Source organism: Sphingopyxis sp. GW821-FHT02C12, assembly GCF_059421785.1.
This window is the reverse complement of record NZ_JBWKVQ010000002.1, coordinates 1,365,832-1,386,853: the sequence shown is the minus strand read 5'-3', so window position 1 is coordinate 1,386,853 and position 21,022 is coordinate 1,365,832. Positions and strand designations below refer to the sequence as shown.

Annotated in this window: 19 protein-coding genes and 1 tRNA gene; 10 read left to right on the top strand and 10 right to left on the bottom strand. The window is 64.6% G+C overall.

Annotated features, from left to right (window positions below; translation table 11 throughout):
- Positions 1 to 49: 49 nt before the first annotated feature.
- Positions 50 to 139, bottom strand: a tRNA-Ser gene (locus AC07U1_RS21935).
- 341 nt (positions 140 to 480) lie between these two features.
- Here AC07U1_RS21935 and AC07U1_RS21930 point away from each other — a divergent pair.
- The 4 genes from AC07U1_RS21930 to AC07U1_RS21915 all read left to right on the top strand — a co-directional run bounded on the left by AC07U1_RS21930 (position 481) and on the right by AC07U1_RS21915 (position 4,627).
- Positions 481 to 1,449 carry a right-handed parallel beta-helix repeat-containing protein gene (locus AC07U1_RS21930; RefSeq protein WP_495177523.1) on the top strand — a complete coding sequence of 323 codons (969 nt, stop codon included), beginning with the start codon at positions 481 to 483 and terminating at the stop codon, positions 1,447 to 1,449.
- A gap of 59 nt (positions 1,450 to 1,508) precedes the next feature.
- Positions 1,509 to 2,456 carry a NosD domain-containing protein gene (locus tag AC07U1_RS21925; protein ID WP_056351761.1) on the top strand — a complete coding sequence of 316 codons (948 nt, stop codon included), beginning with the start codon at positions 1,509 to 1,511 and terminating at the stop codon, positions 2,454 to 2,456.
- 103 nt (positions 2,457 to 2,559) lie between these two features.
- Complete coding sequence (locus AC07U1_RS21920) at positions 2,560 to 3,603, top strand: right-handed parallel beta-helix repeat-containing protein (RefSeq protein WP_495197805.1); 1,044 nt, start codon at positions 2,560 to 2,562, stop codon at positions 3,601 to 3,603.
- Between the two features lie 67 nt (positions 3,604 to 3,670).
- A complete protein-coding gene (locus AC07U1_RS21915; RefSeq protein ID WP_495197804.1) occupies positions 3,671 to 4,627 on the top strand; it encodes a right-handed parallel beta-helix repeat-containing protein in 957 nt (318 codons plus the stop codon).
- A gap of 50 nt (positions 4,628 to 4,677) precedes the next feature.
- On the opposite strand, the gene virB11 is transcribed toward AC07U1_RS21915, so the two are convergent.
- The 9 genes from virB11 to AC07U1_RS21870 form a co-directional block, all read right to left on the bottom strand.
- On the bottom strand, positions 4,678 to 5,679 hold the full coding sequence (virB11, locus tag AC07U1_RS21910; RefSeq protein ID WP_056351750.1) for a P-type DNA transfer ATPase VirB11: 1,002 nt from the start codon (positions 5,677 to 5,679) through the stop codon (positions 4,678 to 4,680).
- A gap of 1 nt (position 5,680) precedes the next feature.
- Complete coding sequence (locus AC07U1_RS21905; RefSeq protein WP_495177525.1) at positions 5,681 to 6,745, bottom strand: TrbI/VirB10 family protein; 1,065 nt, start codon at positions 6,743 to 6,745, stop codon at positions 5,681 to 5,683.
- The gene (locus AC07U1_RS21900) at positions 6,742 to 7,440 is read right to left on the bottom strand and encodes a TrbG/VirB9 family P-type conjugative transfer protein (RefSeq protein WP_056351748.1); all 699 of its coding nucleotides are present in this window, start codon (positions 7,438 to 7,440) and stop codon (positions 6,742 to 6,744) included. The genes AC07U1_RS21905 and AC07U1_RS21900 overlap by 4 nt, the downstream gene beginning before the upstream one ends.
- Entirely contained in the window at positions 7,437 to 8,276 is an 840-nt protein-coding gene (locus AC07U1_RS21895; RefSeq protein WP_495197803.1) for a VirB8 family type IV secretion system protein, read from the bottom strand. Before AC07U1_RS21895 ends, AC07U1_RS21900 begins: the two co-directional genes overlap by 4 nt.
- Positions 8,276 to 9,511 carry a type IV secretion system protein gene (locus AC07U1_RS21890; RefSeq protein ID WP_492739701.1) on the bottom strand — a complete coding sequence of 412 codons (1,236 nt, stop codon included), beginning with the start codon at positions 9,509 to 9,511 and terminating at the stop codon, positions 8,276 to 8,278. Before AC07U1_RS21890 ends, AC07U1_RS21895 begins: the two co-directional genes overlap by 1 nt.
- Positions 9,508 to 11,886: a VirB4 family type IV secretion/conjugal transfer ATPase gene (locus AC07U1_RS21885; RefSeq protein ID WP_495178455.1), complete on the bottom strand. Its 2,379-nt coding sequence runs from the start codon at positions 11,884 to 11,886 to the stop codon at positions 9,508 to 9,510. The genes AC07U1_RS21890 and AC07U1_RS21885 overlap by 4 nt, the downstream gene beginning before the upstream one ends.
- Positions 11,859 to 12,143 (bottom strand): VirB3 family type IV secretion system protein, encoded by a 285-nt coding sequence (locus AC07U1_RS21880; protein WP_056351740.1) that lies wholly within the window; start codon positions 12,141 to 12,143, stop codon positions 11,859 to 11,861. Before AC07U1_RS21880 ends, AC07U1_RS21885 begins: the two co-directional genes overlap by 28 nt.
- A gap of 9 nt (positions 12,144 to 12,152) precedes the next feature.
- On the bottom strand, positions 12,153 to 12,476 hold the full coding sequence (locus tag AC07U1_RS21875; RefSeq protein WP_262408008.1) for a TrbC/VirB2 family type IV secretion system protein: 324 nt from the start codon (positions 12,474 to 12,476) through the stop codon (positions 12,153 to 12,155).
- Positions 12,477 to 12,704: 228 nt separating this feature from the next.
- A complete protein-coding gene (locus AC07U1_RS21870) occupies positions 12,705 to 15,968 on the bottom strand; it encodes an amidohydrolase family protein (protein WP_495177527.1) in 3,264 nt (1,087 codons plus the stop codon).
- A gap of 142 nt (positions 15,969 to 16,110) precedes the next feature.
- Here AC07U1_RS21870 and AC07U1_RS21865 point away from each other — a divergent pair, with 142 nt between their 5' ends.
- The 6 genes from AC07U1_RS21865 to AC07U1_RS21840 all read left to right on the top strand — a co-directional run bounded on the left by AC07U1_RS21865 (position 16,111) and on the right by AC07U1_RS21840 (position 21,002).
- Complete coding sequence (locus AC07U1_RS21865) at positions 16,111 to 17,289, top strand: CaiB/BaiF CoA transferase family protein (RefSeq protein ID WP_495177528.1); 1,179 nt, start codon at positions 16,111 to 16,113, stop codon at positions 17,287 to 17,289.
- A 72-nt stretch (positions 17,290 to 17,361) separates the two neighbouring features.
- Positions 17,362 to 18,243 (top strand): glutathione-dependent disulfide-bond oxidoreductase, encoded by an 882-nt coding sequence (gene yghU, locus AC07U1_RS21860; protein WP_495177529.1) that lies wholly within the window; start codon positions 17,362 to 17,364, stop codon positions 18,241 to 18,243.
- A 106-nt stretch (positions 18,244 to 18,349) separates the two neighbouring features.
- The gene (locus AC07U1_RS21855) at positions 18,350 to 18,958 is read left to right on the top strand and encodes a phage tail protein (protein WP_492739694.1); all 609 of its coding nucleotides are present in this window, start codon (positions 18,350 to 18,352) and stop codon (positions 18,956 to 18,958) included.
- 3 nt (positions 18,959 to 18,961) lie between these two features.
- The gene (locus AC07U1_RS21850; RefSeq protein WP_492739693.1) at positions 18,962 to 19,630 is read left to right on the top strand and encodes a phage tail protein; all 669 of its coding nucleotides are present in this window, start codon (positions 18,962 to 18,964) and stop codon (positions 19,628 to 19,630) included.
- Positions 19,631 to 19,674: 44 nt separating this feature from the next.
- Positions 19,675 to 20,298: a phage tail protein gene (locus AC07U1_RS21845; RefSeq protein ID WP_187141412.1), complete on the top strand. Its 624-nt coding sequence runs from the start codon at positions 19,675 to 19,677 to the stop codon at positions 20,296 to 20,298.
- A gap of 98 nt (positions 20,299 to 20,396) precedes the next feature.
- Complete coding sequence (locus tag AC07U1_RS21840) at positions 20,397 to 21,002, top strand: phage tail protein (RefSeq protein ID WP_492739691.1); 606 nt, start codon at positions 20,397 to 20,399, stop codon at positions 21,000 to 21,002.
- Positions 21,003 to 21,022 lie beyond the last annotated feature (20 nt).

The following is a 21,022-nucleotide window of genomic DNA, read 5'->3' as shown; positions in this document are numbered from 1 at the left end:
GATCCTTCGAAGCGGCCCGCGGCCTCGCCGTTGGTCGATAACGGGAAAATGGAGGAGAGTGAGGGATTCGAACCCTCGGTACCGTTGCCGGCACTTCGCATTTCGAGTGCGACGCTTTCGACCACTCAGCCAACTCTCCTCGCTGAGGCAGACGCCCCTAGCGACGGCGCGATGATGTTGCAACCCCCCTGCGGCAAGCAAAGCGTGCCTCGGCGACAAGAGTCCGCGAAAAGAGCGAGATAGCGCGTCCCCGTCCGTTTTTGCTCCTATGGTTAAGCGCTTGCTAGCCATGTCCGATCCTGTCATGTTCGCGCCCGGGGAGACCGCCGCTTCACCGAAGTCGGCGAATCTTCGTGCGCGATCGGGAAGGGGCGGCACGAAAGGCACCGCTTTTCCGGATCGATCGCAGCATTGGGTGGGACTTGTTCCGATCGCGCGGCCTTGGGCCGACAGGCGACCGGGCGATCATTGGGGGTGTTTATGACCAGATATACTATGCGCGCGCTATGCGCGGCGTTTGCGGTGCTGTTGGCCATCCCGCTGGCGACGCCGGCCTCGGCACAGGCGACGCGGACCTGGGTTTCGGGCGTCGGCGACGACGTCAATCCGTGCAGCCGGACCGCGCCGTGCCGCACTTTCGCAGGCTCGATTGCGAAGACCGCAGCAGGCGGCGAGATCAATTGCCTCGACCCCGCCAGCTTTGGCGCGGTGACGATCACCAAATCGATCAAGCTGCTCTGCGACAATGTCGATGCGACGATCATCGCCAGCGGCACCAATGGCATCTTCATCGCCGCCGGTGCGACCGACAATGTCGTGATCAGCGGCATCAACATCGATGGGTTCAACACGGGAACCAACGGCGTGCGCATCACTAGCGCGGCCAATGTGCACCTGCGCAATATGACGATTCGCGGTTTCCGTGGCGCGACGAGCTATGGCGTCACCTTCACGCCGACCACCGCCACGACCTCGCTGGTCATCGACAATGTCACGCTGGTCAAGAACGGCGTCGGCAACGGGTCGGGCGGCATCCTGGTGCAGCCGGGGAACAATGTCGCCGCGAAGGTCGCGATCAACAATCTCCAGGCCAGCGACATCGCCGGCACGGCGGTGCGTTTCGACACGACCGGTTTCACCGGCGTGACGGTGAAGGCCACGCTGACGAACAGCGTGTTCACCGACTCGGCCAGCGCGATCTTCGCGAAGGTTCCGACCGGCAATGTCGTCGATGCGGTGATCAGCAAAAATGTGATCAGCGGCGGCCAGAACGGCATCGTCGCGCAGGACGTCGGCGCAAGCCTTTATGCCAGCGGCAACCTGATTTCGCAGAACAGCGCCTTTGGCGTGCGTTCGGTCAGCGGCGGCGCGATGGTCAGCCTCGGCGACAACGAACTGATCAACAACGGCAACAACGGCGCGTTCACCGCGACCGTCGGCAAGCAATAATCTCCGGCGCGCCGCCCGCGGGGGTGGTGCGCTTTGGGTACAGATTTGGGGAAACGATCATGAGACATTCCATCAAAGCGCTGATTTACGCGTCCGCCGCGGTTGCCGGCACGATGGCCTTTGCCGCACCGGCATCGGCGCAGGCCACGAAGACCTGGATTTCGGGGGTCGGTGACGACGCCAATCCGTGCAGCCGCACCGCGCCGTGCAAGACCTTTGCCGGGGCGATTTCGAAGACCGCCGCCAGCGGCGAGATCAGCTGCCTTGATCCGGGCGGCTTTGGCGCGGTGACGATCACCAAGGCGATCACCATCGAATGCGACACGACGACCGCCGCCATCCTGGTTTCCGCCGGCAACGGCATCAACGTCAATGCGGGTGTGAGCGACATTGTCATCATCAGCGGCATCGATTTCGAAGGGTTCGGCCAGGGCGGACGCGCGGTGAACATCCTCCAGGCTGGCGGGGTGGTTGTGCGCAATTCGACCGTTCGCGGGTTCCGTGGGGGCGCCACCGGCAATGCGATCAATTTCGCCCCGGCCAATGCGGGAAGCTCGTTGACAGTCGAGAATGTGACGATGACGGCCAATAATGGCGGAATCGTCGTGGTTCCCGCGAACGGCGGCCTTGCGACGGTTTCGGTGAACAATGTCCGGATCACCGGCAACACCGATTCGGGCGTGTTCATCCAGCCGGTCAACGCAGGCACCACGGTCAAGGCGACGGTGTCCAACAGCCTGCTCGCCGATACCGGCACTGCGCTTGCAGCAACGACGTCGGGCAATTCGATCCAGTTGCTGGTCAAGGACAATGTCATCACCGGCAACAGCAATGGCGTGGTGGTTGCCGGCAGCAGCCTGTCGTCGCAGCTCGTCGGCAACCGCATCGCGGGCAACGGAATCGCCATCGCGGCCGCGAGCGGCGCCAATCTGCAATCCTATGGCGACAATGTCATCGTCGCCAACACGACGAACGGCAGTTTCACTGGCTCGGTCGTGAAGCAGTAACGGCGCGATCGGCAGAAAATCGGGGCGTCCGGCGAAAGCCGGGCGCCCTTTTTCGTGTGCGTCAGACATCGCGGGATTGTTGCGATCAGTTTTTCGCTCTCGATTGCAGGGCATTAACCCCGCGTTGTCCGGTTATGGCTACGATCGTGGCCGGCGACGGCTCGAGGGGAAGAACATGCCGGAATATTTTATGCGGGCATCGCTCGCCGCGTGCGCATCGCTGTTGGCGTTGCCGTTCGCGACGCCGGCAGCGGCGCAGGTAACGCGGACATGGGTGTCGGGAGTTGGCGATGACGTCAACCCTTGCAGCCGCGCTGCGCCGTGCAAGACTTTTGCCGGGGCGGTTTCCAAGACTGCATGGGGCGGCGAGATCAACTGTCTCGACGGGGGCGGCTTTGGTGCGGTGACCATCACCAAAAGCATCGCAATCATATGTGACGACACATTCAATGGTGTGCTGGTGACGGGGGCGAATGCGATCACCGTGAACGCGGCCGACTATGATGTCGTTTTCTTAAGCGGCTTTGACTTTGAGGGTTTTGGAACGGGGGTCAACGCCGTTCGGTTCTTGGGCGGTGGCGGGCTGCTCATCCGCAATTCGACGATCCGCAACTTTCGCGGAACCAATGGATTCGGGATCAATTTCACACCAACCTTACCCGCCGCCCGGTTGGTGCTCGACGATGTTACCATTGTCGGCAACGGCGCGTCGAGCGGCGTGACGGGAGGGGTAATGATCCAGCCGGCAGTGAATGCCTCCGCCTCCTTCATCATTGTCAACAGCCGGGTGACCGACAATAATCGGGGCGGTATTCGCGTCGATGCTTCCGCTGACGGCGCGAGCGTCAAGGGGATGATTTCAAGCAGTGTCGTCTCTGGCAACCAGATTGGCCTTTATGTTCGGTCGGTAACTGGCGGCGGTAACGCAAATGTTGCGCTGATCGATACGGTCGTCAACGGCAACAGCAGCAGCGGCGTGCTGTCCGAGAGCGGTGCCGCCACAGTCAGCGCCAGTCGAAGCACGATCACTGACAATGGCAACGGTGTTCGGACGATGACGGGAGGAAACATCGTTAGCTTTGGCGACAACGTCGTGGCCGGTAACAACAATAATGGCGTTTTTACTGTCGTGGTACCAAAACAGTGAGAAGGTCCGCGTCGATCCACAATGAGCAACAGGCAGGTTTTCCGGGGGCGATGGCGTGATGCGATATTTGAGCCACACAGTGATGGCGTCTGCACTTGCAGCGGCCATGGGCTTTGCGGTGCCCGCATCGGCTCAGGCGACGCGCACCTGGGTGTCCGGAGTTGGAGACGATCTCAATCCTTGCAGCCGCACGGCGCCCTGCCAAACCTTTGCGGGTGCCATCGTCAAAACGGCGTCCGGGGGAGAGATCAACTGCCTCGATGCCGGGCTGTACGGCATGGTGACGATCACCAAGTCGATCTCGATCATTTGCGAAGGTCAGACTGGTAAGATACAGCCAGAGCTAACATACGAAAATCGCTTTGGCGCGATAGTCGTGGAAGCTGGCCCAGATGATAAGGTATTTCTCAGCGGGCTTGATATCCGCGGAGGAAACTGGGCCGGTCAAGGCGGGATAGCGTTCCTATCGGGCAAGGAGCTTCATGTCCGAAATTCAACCTTCCACAATCTGGGCAGTTGCGCGATCGGAGTCAGCGACGCTGGTTCGGTTCTTCTGGAAAATATAACTTCGAGCGCCAATTTTTGCGGTTTGGGTCTTCATAGAAGCTCCGCGGGGACGTTGAACTTTACGGCCAGAAATATCCGTATAACGGATAGCTTGCGGTCAGGAATTACCGTCGGCACGTCTTCGTCCACGGCGTCGGTGAAAGGCGTGGTGTCGGAGAGTCTGATTGCCACAACGACTGACGACAGCTGGGGCTTTGATAACCACGGAATAACGGCAAATGCGTCGAGCGGACAGATACATTTGACGATCGAAAACAGCATCATCAAGGACCAAAAGGTCGGAGCGATCGATGCGCGGGGGGCCGGTGCCATCCTCGGCGTGAGGGGCAGCGTTATCGCGCACAACATGCTCGGCGTTTCCTCGCAAGGCGGTGCCAGGGTGTCGAGCTACGGCGACAATATTCTGCTCGATAATGTGTCAAACGGCAGTTTCACCAATAGCGCTACCAAGAAATAGCTAGCGTCGGACGCTCAACGGATCGCCAATCATGGGAAGCCTTCCGGCGGTCAGACGTCGCGCAGTTTGACTTCGGCGATATGGCGCTTGCCGCCGCTGCGCCCGAGCTGGACGAAGACATCGACGGTCGAGCGCACATAATGATGAACGTCGGCGCGGTCGAGGCGGCTGCCCGATTGCAGGACTAGCAGCGTGAGCTGTTCGATCGCGCGTTCGGGGCTGTCGGCGTGGATCGTCGTCATCGAGCCGGGATGGCCGCTGTTGACCGCGCGCAGGAACGAGAAGGCCTCGACGCCGCGCAGTTCGCCGAGGATGATGCGGTCGGGGCGCAGGCGCAGCGAGGCGCTGAGCAGGTCCTCCGCGGTCGTATGCGTCTCACCGAGCGCGCTGCGGGCGGCGAGCAGGCCGACGGCGTTGGGATGGTGGATGGTGATTTCGGGCGTGTCCTCGATCAGGATCAGCCGTTCGCTTGTCGACACTTCGCGCAGCAGGGCGTTGAGAAAAGTCGTCTTGCCCGACGATGTGCCGCCCGAGATCAGGACATTCTTGCGGTTCTGCACCGCGGCGCGGAGCAGCGCGGGAATGTCGCCGGCGTCGAGCAGATCGTGCAATTTGCGGTCGAGGTCGCTGGCCTCGCCGAGGCGTCCCGCCCTGGTCGCGGCAAAGGCGCCGCTGTCGGCATAGTCCTCGAGCCGAAGGTCGGGTGAGACATGTTTGCGGATCGCCAGCACCATGCCGCCACGCGTCGCCGGCGGTGCGACGATCTGGACGCGCGCGCCGTCGGGCATCGTGGCGGACAGCAGCGGATGCTCGCGGTTGATCCCCTGATGCGACAGCGCCGCGATCTGGCGTGCGAGGCGTTCGAGAACCTGTTCGGTCAGCGCCGGGATGTCGTGGGTTTCGATCCTGCCGGTCAGCGATTCCGCCCAGGCCTCGCCCGGGCGATTGACGTAGATATCGGTGACGTCATCGCGGCCGAGCAGGGGCGCGAGCGGCGCGAGGTAGCTGCGAAAATAGACGCGGTCGTCCGGCAGGGCCGCGACATTGCTCATCTCAGCGCCGCTCCACGCCCGAAAAATCGAGATCGCGTGCGACGAACACCGAAATGCTGGTGCCCTGCGCAACCTTCAGGGTCGGGGCAATATTGCTCGGCTGCGGGCGCTGGGTTCCGCTGCCGCCGGGCAGGATGACGACCGGCGAATTGGTCGCGCTCGCTGCGGCGTTGACGCCGATGTCGAGCACCGACTGCAGGATCGCCTCGCCGAAGCGCGAGAAGAAATGGCTGTTCACCTTGGCCTTGATCCCGCCGCGGCCGAGCGGGTCGCCCGAAGGCGAGTTCAGCGAGATCGTCGCACCGTCGGGGCGGATCAGGCGCGTCCAGGTGATGAAGGCGCGCTTCTGTCCCTGCGTCGCTTCGGAGCGATATTCGCCGATCAGGCGGCTGCCGCGCGGGATCAGCACCCGGCTGCCGTCGAAGCTGCGCACATCGCGCGCCACGACGGCGCGCGAGAAGCCGGGGCGCGAGCTGTCGAGCGGGGTCTCGAGCACGGCGGGGATCAGCGAGCCCTGCACGACGGTGGTCGAGCGGTTGGCGAGCACCCCGGCGCGGACACGCCCGGCCTCGGCGGGTGCGGCGGCGCGCGATGTCGAGCCGTTGCCGTCGTCCTGCGATCCGTTCGTCGCGCCGGTCGAACCCGCACCGTCGTAAACGAGGACCGGACCGGCCCCGACCGCACGCGGCGGCGGCTGGGGCGGGTCATAACCTTGCGGCGGACCCGGATTGGGTTGCGGCATATAGACGATCTGCGGCGGCGGGGGCGGTGCGTTGCGGGCCGGCGCTTCGAGATCGCGTTCCAGCGGCGCGGGCAAAAGCTGTGGCGGCTGCGGGTAATCGTCGGGGATGGCGAGCGGTGGCGGGGCGGCGATCATCGCGGTCTGGGCGCCGGTCACCGCCGGGGCCTCGGCATTCTGGCGCCGCGCTTCGAGCGCGACGAACAGGATGATGGCGGCCAGGATCGCAAGCCCGACGAGCAGCGCGGTCGGGAGGCCCTGACGCGGGCGGCGCACCTGCGGCGCGTTGGTCGGTGCCGGTTCGGGGGCGATCGTGGTGTCGGTCATTTCGCGCGCGCCTGGCTGCGGCGCACCGCGCGGGCGAGCTTGCCGTCGAGGCGGAAGACGAGGCTGGGCACGACCTCGTCGATGGTCAGGATACCGTCGCGCATCATCGCATCGACCAGCACCTCCTGCCCCAGCTTGTCGACGATATAGATGGCCGGGAGCAGGGCGTCGTCGTTCCACTGCATATAGGTGCGCTTGCCGTCCTCGCTGATCGCGGCGGGATAAAGTTCGCGCGTGCCGCTGAGCTTGTAGAGTCCCTGGTCGATACGCTGCTCGTCGGGTGGGGTCGAAACAGCGGTCGGTTCGGGATAGGCGAAACGAACGATCTGCGCCGCGCCCGCTCCACCATAATTTGCCGGCGCGAGTTCGAACAAATAGGTGCGGGTGCCGGTCACCACCGTCATGTTGGTGGTGATGCCATATTGTAGCGGCTTGATGAAAATCCGGTCGCCGCGGCGGCTGGGCGAAACCTGCCAGGCGCTGCTGTCGCCGAGCGCGATATTCTCGATCGTCTCATCGGGCGAGATTTCGACGGTGAGTTGATAGCCGGTCGCTGCGGTCAGTCGCACGACCTTGCCCTCGGCATAGGTGACCGACTGGATCGCCGGATCGATGCCGACCGGTTGCGGGTCGATCTGCGCCGCCGCGGGCAGCGCGACCAGCGCGGCTAGCAGGACGGGCGTCAGGCGAATCACAGCGTTACCTGTGTGCCGTCGGGAAGGACCTTCACGACGTCGCCGCGACGCATCCCGCCGGCAGGGGGTTGTGGCAGCACTTCGTCGCCGACCGCGATCGGGGCGCCTGCCGCCCCCTTTGTGGCGGGCGTGTTCGTCGCGGCGGGAACGGCGACGGGAAGCATTTCGGCGTCGCGGCGATAGCTCAGCACTTGGAAGCCGAGCGGGTTGAACACCCGGTCCTCCTGCTTCATCGGCTCGCCCGAATAGCGATATTTGATCGTCGATACCCAGCTTTGTGCCGGCTGCCAGTCGCCCGCGGCGTCGCGGCGGCGGGTGTCGAAGCGGATCAGCGCGACATTGGCGCTGATCGGCGACACGCTCTTCACCAGCGTCTCGACCATCGTGCCGCGCGGATATTTGACAAGCGGGCTGGCGGCATTGTTCGACTGCATGATCGTCAGATAGTCGCTGCGCGCCTTGTCGGCCGACCAGAGCGCGACCTTGCGATAGTCGTTCTGGACCGAGTTCACGTCATAATTTTCGCGTGCGATGACGTACTGGACGAGAAAGCTTTGTGTCAGCGCGGTGTCGCCGCTGACCCGCTGCGGCTCGAGCGGGTTGAGCGCCTGGACGAAACCGGTGTGGCGATCGACGAGCAAAGTATAGGGTTCGACGGTCTTGAGCGGGGTCAGGAAGACCAGCGCGATCGCCTCGAACAGCGCGATCGCCGCCGCAACGCCGGCGACGATCCACGCGGTCCGGCGCGATTTCGTCAGCTCGTCGTGACGGTCGGCGCCCCAGCTTTCGGCGGCCTGCAGATAGTCTTCGCGGTTCTGTTTCATATCCTGCTTCATCAGCGTGTGTCCCGGCGGCTGCCGCTCGTCGAGGTGCGACCGGTGGTGCGGCGGCGCGACGGTGCGTCGCTGCCGCCATCGATGGAGGCGCGTTGCGGATTGCGCGGCGCGTTGGTGGCGGACACGGCCCCGGCGACGGCACGGGCGCGGTCATTGCCGCCGCCCGCACCCGCGCCGGCGGTCGTTTCGCGGCGCTGCATCGCCTCGACCGCATCGACGACGACCGCGGCGCGCGAGCGCGGATCCTGACGTTCGGCGGGCTGGGCGAGCGGGCGCTGACCGGCCTGTCCGGCGGCGCCGCCGAGCGAGGCGGGCAGATATTGCTGCGTCCACTGCCAGCTCGGCAGGCGCAGGCCCGCCGCGACATAGAAGGAGACGAGCAGCACCGCGAGGGCGACGAAGGCGAAGACGATGCCGAGCACGAGCAATTCTGTCGCCGATCCCTGGATCGAATAGCCCGACGCGCGCAGGTTGATCAGCGTTACGACACGCGGCTGGACGATCGCAGTCTCGACCGCGAGGACCAGCGAACTCGCGGTGGTGCCGAGGGTGAGGCCGATCAGTCCGCGCAGCCAGCCGCCGAACAGGCCGCGCGTCGCGTCGAAGAGCAGGAAGGCGATGAAGAGCGGAGCGAGCGCGAGCAGGACGCCGGCGGCGAGGCGGGTGAGAGCGATGCTGCCGATCGCGCCGGTCAGAAAACTCATCCGTGCAGCGCCGAGCGCCTTGGTCTCATAGGTGGTGTCGGGTTCGATGCCCTGATCGTCGCTGACCCCGGCTCGGTTAGGCTCGGCGCCGATACCCCAGGCGTTGAGCGTGCGCAGCGCGCGGTCGGTTTCCGACAGGCGCGCGGTCAGCGCCGTCCCGCCGCCGTCGAGCGAGGCCGCGCCGCCGACGGTCGCGCCGAGCTGCGCCGGTGCGTCGATCGCGACGTCATAGACAAGGGTGCGGAAGGCCGGCCAGCTTGTTGCGAGGGCGAGGACGATGCCGATCTTGGCGAAGATCAGCAGCCCGCCGCCAAGGTCGGGGCCGCGCCCGACGAACATGCGGTAACCGATCAGCGCGACGAAAATCGTCAGCATCGCGGTGAGGAAGGCCATGATGCCCGACCCCGGCGCCGACAGTGCGAGATAACCGGCGTTGCCGATCGTCTGCGCCTGACACTCGATGGCGCTCAATGTCCCGGCGACGAAGCTGTCGCCCGAGGATGGCGTGCAGGTGGCGAGGGCAAAGCTCATGCGACGGCCAGCAGGCGCGACATCCACACGCCGGGATCGTCGCCCGCGGTCTCGCGGATCTGGTCGAGCAGGCGCACCGTGCGCTCGCGGCCCGAGAGGATGGTGAGCAGGTCGCGCTCGCCGGTCAGGTTGAGCCGCACGACGACGCTGTCGTTGCCATGCTTGACGAGGAAGCAATGCGCATCGTCGGGCAGGGTGCGGATGAGCTGATACTCATGCTCGGTCAGCCCGAAGCCGTCCATATAGTCGGCGGCGCGGGCTTTTGGGTTCGCCATGAAGATCTGCGTCGCGACCTGTTCGATCAGCGCGCTGGCGATCTTGCTTTCGAGCGCATCCTGCGCGCTTTGCGTCGCGAAGCCGACGATGCCGTTACGCTTGCGGATCGTCTTTTCCCAATCCTTGATCCGGCGCACGAAGACATCGTCGTCGAGCGCCTTCCAGCCCTCGTCGACGACGATGATCGTTTTCTCGCCGGTCAACCGCTCCTCGACGCGGTGGAAGAGATACATCATCGTCGGCGTGCGCATCGCGGCATCGTCGAGGATGACGGTCATGTCGAAGCCGATCGTCGGGCTGTCCATGTCGGTCAGATCCTCGACATTGTCGAACAGCCAGGCGCGCTCGCCGTCACCCCACCAGGGCCGCAGCCGCGACCACATGTCATCGGCGCGCGGACGGGCGCCGCCGCGGAACAGTTCGGCGACGTGGCGCAGGCGGCGGTGCGCGGGTGGCTGCGCATAGCTTGCGTCGACCGCATCCTTGATCTGCGCCATTTCCTCGATGCTGGTGCCGCCGACGAGCTGCGCGAGCCAGTCGATCAGGAACTGGCGGTTGACCGGGGTGTCGTCGAGCTGGAGCGGGTTCAGCCCGCTCGCGACCCCGGGCCGAAGCTGGTCGTAGCGGCCGCCGATCGCGCGGATGAACAGCTCGGCACCGCGATCCTTGTCGAAGAAGATGATGCGCGGGTCGAAACGGCGCGCCTGCGCGAGCAGGAAATTGACGACGACGGTCTTGCCCGAGCCCGACGGGCCGATGACGGTGAAGTTGCCGAGGTCGCCCTGGTGGAAATTGAAATAATAGGGACCGGCGGCGGTGGTTTCGAACACCGTTACCGCCTTGCCCCAGACATTGCCCTCGGCGCGGCCCGCGGCGAAATTATGCCCGCTGGCCAGCCCCGCGAAATTGGCCGAGGAGACCATGCCGCGGCGGACGATATATTTGAAGTTGCCGGGGAACTGCGACCAGAAGCTCGGTTCGAGCGCGACATCCTCGCGCACCGAGATAATGCCGAGTTCGGCAAGCGAGGCCTGGACGTCGGCGATATTGGCGCTGACCTCGGCCTCGCTCTCGCCATGGACGGCGATCGTCATATGATGTTCGCCAAAGGCGGCGCGGCCCGCCGCAACATCGTCCTTGGCGCGCGCGAGCTGATCGCGCAGGCTGAGCGCCTCATCCTCGGTCGAGCGCATGCGCCGCAGCGCGAGGTTCATCTTGCCGAGCGCTGGCTGGCGGTCGACGAAGGCGAAGCTTTGCGCCATCACCATTTCGAAGGGCAGGCGCAGCAATTCGTCGAACATGCCGGTCGCGGTCGACGCGGGATAATCCTTGATCGCGACGATGCCGACGAAACGGCGCTCGGCATTGCCGACGGGGGCGAGCTCGATCGTCTCGGCGCCGAAGCTGATCCGGCGATCGGGCAGATAGTCGCCGGCGTCCTGATGCGGGGCGAGCAGGCGGCGTGGCTCGCCCGAGAAGAGTTGGCCGAAAAATTCGAGCGGTTCGGAGCAAAGCCCCTGATCGGTGTCGTAGAGACCGAGCAGTTCGGGCTGGTAGCTGCCGAGCTGCGCCATCAGCGCCTCGCGCGCGGTGTCGAGCAGGCGCAGTTCCTGCGTCACCGTGGCGCGATAATCCTGTCCGGTCGAACCGAGCCAGCCCGACAGCCGATCGAGCAATCCCATACGCCCCGGCGCCGGACGACGGACAAGGGTGAGGTAGAGGTCGTTGCGATAAAGCTGCTTGGTCGCGAGCCGCGCCTGCCAGCGTTCGTCGAGTCCCGCCGAGAAATCATCGCCGAAATCGCCGTCGAGGGTGATGCTCGCCTCGCGCCGCACGACGTGATGATAGAGCGCGTAGCGCGACGATCCGATCGCCTGCAGCATCGCGTCGCGGAGCAGCTTGCGGTAATTGAGCTCGTCGCTGTCGGCGGTCTCGAACAGGATGCCGCGCAGGCGGATGACCTGCATCAGCATGCCGTCGCGGGTCTCGATCGTGTGATCGTCGACATGGCGGCCATAGGGCAAATGCTTGCCCGCCGGCACCTCGCCGTCGCTCGCCGCCGGGTGCGGTTTCAGGGTCGGTAGGAGTTGCACTGCCAGGTCTTGAAATTCTTGACGCGGGGACAGCGGCTGACCTTGGTCAGCCATATATCGAAGAAGCGCGGTTCGCGCAGGCACAGCAATGCGCCGACCAGATGGACCAGCAGCGCGCCGAAAAGCGCCCAGAGCGAGCGGAAGATCAGGAACAGCTCGGTCGCCACGATCGCGTTGATCACGAAGAAGCTGTAGGTGACGCCCGCGAACATCTGCGGGCGGGTCAGCGCTACAAACAGGGGGTCGCGGTCGAGGTCGCTCACGGCGAGCCCCTAGAGTCCGCCGGAGGTCGACTGGATGCCGGCGACGATGCTGGCAGCGCCGAACAGGATGAAGCAACCGAGGATCACGGTGGCGCCGTAACGCCAGTTGATCCGTCCGGTGAGCATCAGGAAGCCGACCGAGGCGACCGCGATGATCGCGACGACGGTGGCGACGGTGCCGAGCAGCGTGCCTTGCAGCCACCGCACCGCGTTGACGATGGCGCCAGACCCCTCGGGGTCGGGAAGGCTGCTTTGCGCATAGGCGGCGGATGCATGGAAAAGGCCGGTCGCGGTGGCAGCAATCGCCGATAGTCTGGCACTTAGTTTACGCAAAATCATCCCCCCGGCCCGCAGGCCTCAGCACTCCCCAAGCTTAAAACTCTATAGGCAAAGGGCTTCATGGTGCAAGGGCGATGCGCCGTTCACCCCAACAGTTCGTCGTTTCATAGCGGGAGCATGAATCCAGTCTCCGTCATTGCGAGGAGCCGAAGGCGACGCGGCAATCCAGAGCCTGCGTAAACCGCTCTGGATTGCTTCGCTTCGCTCGCAATGACGACCAGATTAATTCGATGGTGCCGACGGCAAATCGCTTTCCCAGCCATAGGGTGCCCGCTTGCGGCTCCCGGTGTCGACCTCGTTCATCGTCAGCGGATCGTACAGCCGCCCGCCGAGCATGACCCGATGGATCTTGTCGGTGTTGCGGATGTCCTGCGTCGGATCAGCGTCGAGGATCAAGAGATCGGCGAGCTTGCCGGGTTCGAGCGAGCCGATATCCTTGGCATAGCCGAGCGATTGCGCGGGCATGATCGTGGCGGCGCGCAGCGCGTCGATGTTGCTCCAGCCGCCGCGCACGAACGACCATATCTCCCAATGTGCGCCGAGGCCCGATTGCTGGCCGTGTGCGCCGATCGAGACGTTGCGCCCCGCCTGCGCGATCTTCCACGCCTCGCGCGCCGAATCGTCGTCGACATAATCGCCCTCGGGCGCGATCGTGCGGCGCTTGTTCTGCGCGGCGAGTTCGGTCGGCGGCGCGTGGCGCGACAGGATCGGATGCTCCCAGACATTGGTGTGAGCACGCCAATAGGGATCGCCCGCCGGGCCGCCATAGGTCACGACCAATGTCGGGGTGTAATCGACAGTGGTCTGGCCCCAGAGCTGCACCAGATCCTGATAGAAGGTGTGTAGCGGGATATTATGCTCGACGGTCGAATTGCCGTCCTGGATCAGCGTCAGGTCCATCGTGTAGAGCGAACCGCCCTCGGGCACGACCTCCATGCCTTCGGCCTGGGCGGCCTTCACGACCATTTGCCGCTGTTCGCGGCGCGGCTGGTTGTAATTCTTGACGCTGTGCGCACCTTGCGCCTTCAGGCGGCGGACATGGGCGAGGGCGTCTTCATAGCTGTTGATCTCGGCATAGACCCCTGCCGCCTTGGCGCCGTAGATGATCTCGCCGGTCGAGAAGATGCGCGGCGCGAGGATCACCCCGGCGCGCTGCATTTCGGCCGAGGGGAAAATCTCCGACGCGCGCGATGACGGGTTGTGGCTCGTCGTCGTGCCCATCGCCAGATTGACGATCTCGGACCAGTTCTGCTGCGGCACCAGTTCGTCGTCGCCGTGCGAGCCATGGGCATGGGCGTCGACGAAGCCGGGAACGATCGTCTTGCCGGCGGCGTCGACGGTCACCGCGCCCGCGGGCACGCTGATCGATGCGAGCGGACCGACCGCGGTGATGCGGTCGCCCTCGATGACGATCGCGCCATTGTCGATGATGCCGCCGTCCTTGCCGGCCATGGTGACGATGCGGGCGCCGGTGATGACGACCGTGCCTTTGTGCTTCGCGGCGGCCTGCGTCATCGCCAGCGAAACGCCGTCGGTTGGCGGCGCGAACTTGGGCGCCTTGTCGTCCGCCGGGGCGTTGGTGAAGAGGCTGGCGAGGTCGGCGCTGAACAGGGTCGCGCCGCGGCTCCAGTGAAGCTTCGCGCCGCCGTTCGACCAGTGCATGAAATCGGCGCCGCTGCCGCTGACGCGGGTGACCGGCAGCGCGCCGCTTTTGGTGCCGAGCGACACGTCCTGCCCGCCGGGCATCAATGGCGTGACATAAGCATCGTAATTCTGCCGGAAGGCGATCGTCTTACCGTCGGGCGAGATTTCATAGTCGCTGACCAGTTCGCCGTTCGCATGGGTGCGCTTGTCCTGCCCGTGGAGGTCGGTGCTGACGAGCTGACTCTTGCCGTCGCCTGCCGTGATCATGAAGATGCGGTCGTTGTCGGCACCGAATTGCGGCTTGGCGCCGTCGGAACTGATGCGCTCGGGCGTGCCGCCCGCGGCGGCGATGCGATAGATGCCGGGGTCCTCGCTCCAACGCGTCGAGGTCAGCCCGCCGCTACCACGCTTTTCGAAGGCGATCGTCTTACCGTCGGGCGAGAAGCGCGGTTCGGCGTAATGGCCGGGATTGACCGTGACCTTGCGCGCGGTGCCGCCGGCCGCCGGGATCACCTGGATTTCGCCGAGGCCGCTGTCGGTCCAGCGCACAAAAACGATCGATTTGTTGTCGCGCGACCAGCTCGGCCACAGCTCCATCGCATCGTCCTTGGTCGAGGTCAGCCGGCGCGCGGTGCCGCCGGTCGCGGGCTTGGTCCACAGCTTGCCGAGCGTTTCGAACACCACAGTGCGGCCATCGGGCGAGACTTCGGCCCAGCGCGGCATCTTCGTTTCGAAGCTGTCGGGGGCGACTTCGACGGTCGGGTGGGTCGAGTCGATCACGACGCGGTCGTCGGCGATGCGGAACGGGATGATCCGCGCCTCGCCGCCATCCGCGCCGACGCGGCGGAGCTTGCCGCCAGCCCAGAAGACGATGTCCTTGTTGTCGCGGGTCCAGGCCATGTTCGGATAGACGCCGGTGACCGCCCATGTTTCCTGCACATCCTGGTCGAGCGCGTCGTAGATCTTGCGCTCCTGCCCCGAAGCGAGGTCCTTCACATAGAGTTTCGACTGGGTGCCTTCGCGGCGGACGAAGGCAAGCTTCTTGCCGTCGGGCGAAGGGGTGGGACGCACCGCGCCGCCGGCACCCGAGGCCGCGGTGCTGATTTCGCCATCGGCGAGCGCATAGCGTTCGATGTGGAACAGGTCGCTGTTGCTGTCCTGCGCATATTCGAAGATCGGGCCGGGGGTGACGTTGCGCGTGTAGAAGACGCTCTTGCCGTCGGCGGCGAAGATCGGCTCGCCGAGTTCCTTTTGCAGCCGCTCGCTCGCCTTCTTGACCAGCGGCACGCCCGCGCCGCCCGAGACGTGGTACATCCAGACTTCGCCGGTGCCGAGCGAGCGACCGGTGGTGAAATGCTTCTTCGCGACGATGAACTGGCCGTCGGGCGACCAGCTCGGCTGGTTGAGCAGGCGGAAATCCTCCTTCGACAGCTGGATCTTGCCGCTGCCGTCGCGGTTCATCAGCCAGATATTGTCGCCGCCGCCGCGATCCGAGACAAAGGCGATGCGGCCGCCGTCGGGCGAGAAGCGCGGCTGGTGCTCATAGGCGAGGCCTTCGGCGATGCGCGTTGGCGTGCCACCCTCGATCGGCATCGTGTAGATATCGCCGAGCAGGTCGAAAGCGATCGTCCGCCCGTCGGGCGCGACGTCGACATTCATCCAGCTGCCCTCGTCGACCGCGATGCTCACCTTGCGCGTCGTCATGCCGGGGGGCGCGTTGACGTCCCATTTTTCGGCCTTCTTGTCTCCGTTTTCGGATGGGGCGGGCGCCGCAGCGGTTTGAGCGAAGACCGAGGTCGAGCAGGCCAGCGACATGGCCAGGGCGAGTGCATAGCGCGCCATTTTAGTTTCCCCTGTTGAAATAATGCTGCGACCATATGGCTTTGCCGCCCGAGTGCAAGCGCGGGGTTTCGATGAAGGCGCTGGTCCGGTCGACGGACGGCTGCTAGCCCGTTCGCCAGAAACATAAGCGGGAGAGCAAGGCGTGCCATTGACGGGTATCCGGGTGCTGGATTTCGGACGCTATATCGCCGGTCCCTATTGCGGCGCGCTGCTCGCCGACTACGGCGCCGACGTGATCCGCATCGAGGCGCCCGGCGGGAATGAGGACCGCTTTTCGGTGCCGGTTGCCGAGGATGGGTCGGGGGCGATGTTCCTGCAGATGAACCGCGGCAAGCGCTGCCTCACGCTCAAGCCAGGCAGCGATGAGGGGCGCGCGATCGTGCGCAAGCTTGTCGCCACCGCCGATGTCGTGATCGCCAACATGCCCGACGACGCGCTGGTCAAGTTGGGGCTCGATTATCCGACGCTGTCGGCGCTCAACCCGCGCATCATCCTGGTCACCGCTTCGGCTTTCGGAACAGAAGGGCCGCTGGCGCAGCATGTCGGTTTCGACGCGGTCGGACAGGCGATGTCGGGCGCGGTGCATATCGGCGGCAAGCATGGCGAGCCGGCGCGGGCGCAGGTCAATTATGTCGATTTCACCACCGCGCTGCATTGCGCCTTCGGGGTGATGCTGGCGCTGCGCGAACGCGAGACGACGGGGAAGGGGCAGCGCGTGTCGGGATCGCTGCTCGGCACCGCGCTCGCGATCACCAACGGGCTGACGATCGACCATGCGCTGAACGGCATCGAGCGCGGCATGATGGGCAACCGCGCCTTCAGTTCGGCGCCGACCGACATCTTCGCGACGCGGGATGGGTGGATCATGACGCAGGTCGTCGGCAACCCGATCTTTGCGCGCTGGGCGCGGCTGGTCGGGCGGCCGGAGCTGGCCGACGACCCGCGCTTCACTAACGACATCGCGCGTGGTGGCCATGGTGAGGAACTGAGCGCAGTGATGGCCGAATGGTGTGCGGCGCGGACGAACGAAGCGGCGCTGGCCGAGCTCGGCGCGGCGAAGGTGCCGGCGGGGGCGGTGCTGAAGCCGTCGGAGGCGCTGGCGCACCCGCAGGTCGCGGCGGCGGGGCTGGTCGAAGCGATGGCCTATCCGGGCGCCTTTGGTGCGGCGCCCGTCGTGCGCACCCCGATCACCCTGTCGGCGAGTGCCAAGGCCGATCCCGCCGCCGCGCCGCAGGTCGGCGAGCATAGCGACGCGATCCTCGCGGCGATCGGTTATGATACCGACGCGATTTCGGCTTTGCGTGCGCGAAGTATAATTTGAACGGCCTCACTGGACGTCGCGGCTGCGGATGATTAGATACCGGTCAGTACAGATTTAGCGCAGGAGTGCCCGATGAGCGACGCCAACGACTATATTCCGCCGAAGGTCTGGACCTGGGACAAGGAAAGCGGAGGGCGTTTCGCGAACATCAACCGGCCGATCGCCGGGCCAACCCACGACAAGGACCTGCCGGTCGGCAAGCACCCGCTCCAGCTCTATTCGCTCGGCACGCCCAATGGCGTGAAGGTGACGGTCATGCTCGAAGAGCTGCTCGCAGCGGGCCATAGCGGCGCCGAATATGACGCCTGGCTGATCAACATCGGCGAGGGCGACCAGTTTTCGAGCGGTTATGTCGCCGCCAACCCCAACAGCAAGATCCCGGTCATGGTCGACCGCAGCGGTGCGGCGCCGATCCGCATCTTTGAATCGGGCGCGATCCTGATCCACCTTGCCGAGAAGTTCGGCGCCTTCCTGCCGACCGAAACCGCGGCGCGCGCCGAGGTGCTGTCATGGCTGATGTGGCAGATGGGCAGCACGCCCTTCCTTGGCGGCGGCTTCGGCCATTTTTACGCCTATGCGCCATATAAGATGGAATATCCGATCAACCGCTATGCGATGGAGGTGAAGCGCCAGCTCGACGTGCTCGACCGCCGCCTTGCCGAAAGCGAGTATCTGGGCGGCAGCGACTACAGCATTGCCGACATGGCGACCTGGCCCTGGTATGGCGCGCTGGCCAAGGGGCTGGTCTATGATGCGGGCGAGTTCCTGCAGGTGCACGAATATAAGAATGTCCAGCGCTGGACAGATGCAATCGCCAAGCGGCCCGCAGTCAAGCGCGGGCGCATGGTCAACCGGGTGACCGGCGACCCCGCGAGCCAGTTGCACGAGCGGCACGACGCGTCGGATTTCGACACGCGGACACAGGACAAATTGGCGGTCGCCGACGGCAGCTGATCGTCGAGGCCGGTTCAAGCGGCTGAAATATATGAATTGTCGGCTTTGACTTTCAGCAAACAGCCGTTACCGTTCCCCGACTTGCGGCATCAAGGGGGGGGTGGCTGTGCTACGCAGATTCACATATATTTCGGCATCCGCACTGGCGATCGGCGCGGCGAGCCTTGCGGCACCCGCGGCGGCGCAGTACAATTATGTCGGTCAGATTATCAAAACTGCCGGCAGTTTCTGCCCGAGGGGCACGTTGAATGCCGAGGGGCAGCTGCTGAGCATCGCGCAGGAAAGCACGCTTTATAATCTATACGGCACCACTTATGGCGGCGACGGGGTCACCACCTTTGCATTGCCCGATTTTCGTGGACGCTCGTCGATCAGCGTGGGGCAGGGCCCGGGTCTGACCAACCGTGTCCTCGGGCAAAAAAGCGGCACCGAGACCAATTTGATGACGATCGCCAACATGCCGCGGCATGAGCATGTCGCGCTGCTCCGCACCACATCGGCGGCGGGTGATTCGCAGCGTTCGTTCCGCAACGTTTTCGCGACCACGCCCGCGAACAAATATGTCAGCGGAACCGTCCCGGTGTCGAACCTGATGAATCGCGAGACGGTGATCATCCGGCCGACCGGCGGCGACCAGCCGTGGGACCATCGGCCGCCGACGCTGACGATCCGTTATTGCGTCGTCACGGCCGGCATCTATCCGTCGTCGAATTAGGCGGTGCTGGGCGCGGCGGCGCTTCGGGTAAAGGGCTTTAGGGGAAATATCATGCGGCACGGAAAATCTCTGGCGCTGGCCACGGCATCGGTGGCGGCGATTGCATCGGCAACGCCCGCGGCGGCGCAAACTTTCTTTCTCGGACAGATTTTGGAGGTCGGAGCGGCTTACTGCCCGCGCGGTTTTGCAAGCGCGAGCGGACAGCTTCTCTCGATCCAGCAGAATACGGCCTTGTTTTCGCTGCTCGGCACGACCTATGGCGGCAATGGCGTCAACACTTTTGCGCTTCCCGACATCCGCGGCCGGATGGTGATCGGCGACGGGCAACTCGGCGGTGGCGCATTCTATCAACAAGGTCAGATTTCCGGGCAGGAGACTGTCACGCTGACGAGCAATACGCTGCCGTCGCATTCCCATGCCGGGGCGTTCTTGTCGTTGACCGATGCGACGAACGAGCGGCGGTCGTTCCGCAATGCCTTTGCGACGACCCCCGACAACCAGTATAAAACGCCGCCGGTGAGCGGCCCGGTGTCGTTTGACGGCACCATGCATTCCGAAACGCTGACGGTCCAGAAGACCGGCACCGACGGGGTGCCGATTCCGAATATGTCGCCCTTTCTGGTGACCCAGTATTGCGTCGTGCTGCAGGGCATATTCCCCTCGCGCAACTGAGCTGCGCTTTCGGGCGATCGAAACATCGAAATTGGAGGCGGGACATGGCAGGCAAGACGGCAATCCGGAATTTCACCCTGGCGCTCGTGGCGGGCGGCAGCACTTTGGCCTATTCGGCACCGGCGCAGGCCGACGCTGCAGATCCTTACCTCGGCGAAATGTTTCAGGTCGGCTTCAACTTCTGTCCGCGCGGCTTTCTCCAGGCCAGCGGTCAAACATTGCCGATTTCGCAGAATACGGCGCTTTTTTCGCTGTTGGGCACCACCTATGGCGGCAATGGCCAGACGACCTTTGCCCTGCCGAATATGAGCGGCCGCTCCGCCAATCATCCGGGGCAGGGGCCCGGGCTGTCGACCTATGACCCCGGGCAGCAGGCGGGAGCCGAAACCACGACGCTGACTGTGGCCAACCTGCCCAAGCACGACCACCGCGCCGCGATCCAGACCGCGAATGCGCAGGCCAATAGCACGACCGCTTCGGGCAACGCGTTCGGCATCTCGTCGAACAACAGCTTCCTGACCGGGATCGATCCGACAGGCAACACCATGGATCGCACGATGGTACAGGTCCTGCCGACCGGCGGGTCGCAGCCGCTTACGAACCGGCCGCCCTATATTGCGCTGAAATGGTGCATCGCGGTCGAGGGCATTTTCCCGGCGCGCAACTAAAGTCCTCCCAAATTCTTTTGGGATAAGCAAAGGTCGTTTGACTTTGAAGTAAAAACATTTAGCCTTCGCGCCATTGATCAGGGCAGGGGGACGGGGCAATGGCTTTCGTGCATAAATCGCGTTGGTATGCGGCTGCGGTCGCGGTGATCGGACTGGCGGCGCCGGCGGCGGCTCAGGACACTTATATGGGGGAATTGTTGAAGGTCCCCTATAATTTCTGCCCGCGCGATACCTATGAAGCGAACGGGCAATTGATCTCGATCGCGAACAATTCGGCGCTCTATACGCTGTTCGGGACGACCTATGGCGGCGACGGGGTGAACACCTTCGCCATGCCCGACATGCGCGGGCGCTATTCGATGCACGTCGGGACCGGCAACGGGTTGACCACGCGCGTTCAGGGGCAGACCGGCGGCACCGAAACCAACACGATGACGCTGGCCGGGATGCCGAAGCACGAGCATATCGCGCTGATGAAGGCGACGAGCGACGCCGCCAATACCACCACGCCGGTTGGCAATAACTTTGCGACGACGCCGGCGATGAAATATATCAACGGTACCGCACCCAACTCGAACCTGATGGAGCGCGGGTCGATCGTCGTCGCGAACGCCGGCGGCAATCAGCCCTATTTGATCGTCCCGCCGCTGCTGGCGATCCGATATTGCGTGAAGGCATTCGGGATTTTCCCGTCGTCGAACTGACGGCGCGGGTCGGCGCGCGC

Excerpts from the sequence above, each read along its gene's own strand:
- AC07U1_RS21930 (WP_495177523.1), top strand. The coding sequence starts at position 481 with ATGACCAGATATACTATGCGCGCGCTATGCGCGGCGTTTGCGGTGCTG.
- AC07U1_RS21925 (WP_056351761.1), top strand. The coding sequence starts at position 1,509 with ATGAGACATTCCATCAAAGCGCTGATTTACGCGTCCGCCGCGGTTGCC.
- virB11 (WP_056351750.1), bottom strand. The coding sequence starts at position 5,679 with ATGAGCAATGTCGCGGCCCTGCCGGACGACCGCGTCTATTTTCGCAGC.
- AC07U1_RS21905 (WP_495177525.1), bottom strand. The coding sequence starts at position 6,745 with ATGACCGACACCACGATCGCCCCCGAACCGGCACCGACCAACGCGCCG.
- AC07U1_RS21895 (WP_495197803.1), bottom strand. The coding sequence starts at position 8,276 with ATGAAGCAGGATATGAAACAGAACCGCGAAGACTATCTGCAGGCCGCC.
- AC07U1_RS21890 (WP_492739701.1), bottom strand. The coding sequence starts at position 9,511 with ATGAGCTTTGCCCTCGCCACCTGCACGCCATCCTCGGGCGACAGCTTC.
- AC07U1_RS21870 (WP_495177527.1), bottom strand. The coding sequence starts at position 15,968 with ATGGCGCGCTATGCACTCGCCCTGGCCATGTCGCTGGCCTGCTCGACC.
- yghU (WP_495177529.1), top strand. The coding sequence starts at position 17,362 with ATGAGCGACGCCAACGACTATATTCCGCCGAAGGTCTGGACCTGGGAC.
- AC07U1_RS21845 (WP_187141412.1), top strand. The coding sequence starts at position 19,675 with ATGGCAGGCAAGACGGCAATCCGGAATTTCACCCTGGCGCTCGTGGCG.
- AC07U1_RS21840 (WP_492739691.1), top strand. The coding sequence starts at position 20,397 with ATGGCTTTCGTGCATAAATCGCGTTGGTATGCGGCTGCGGTCGCGGTG.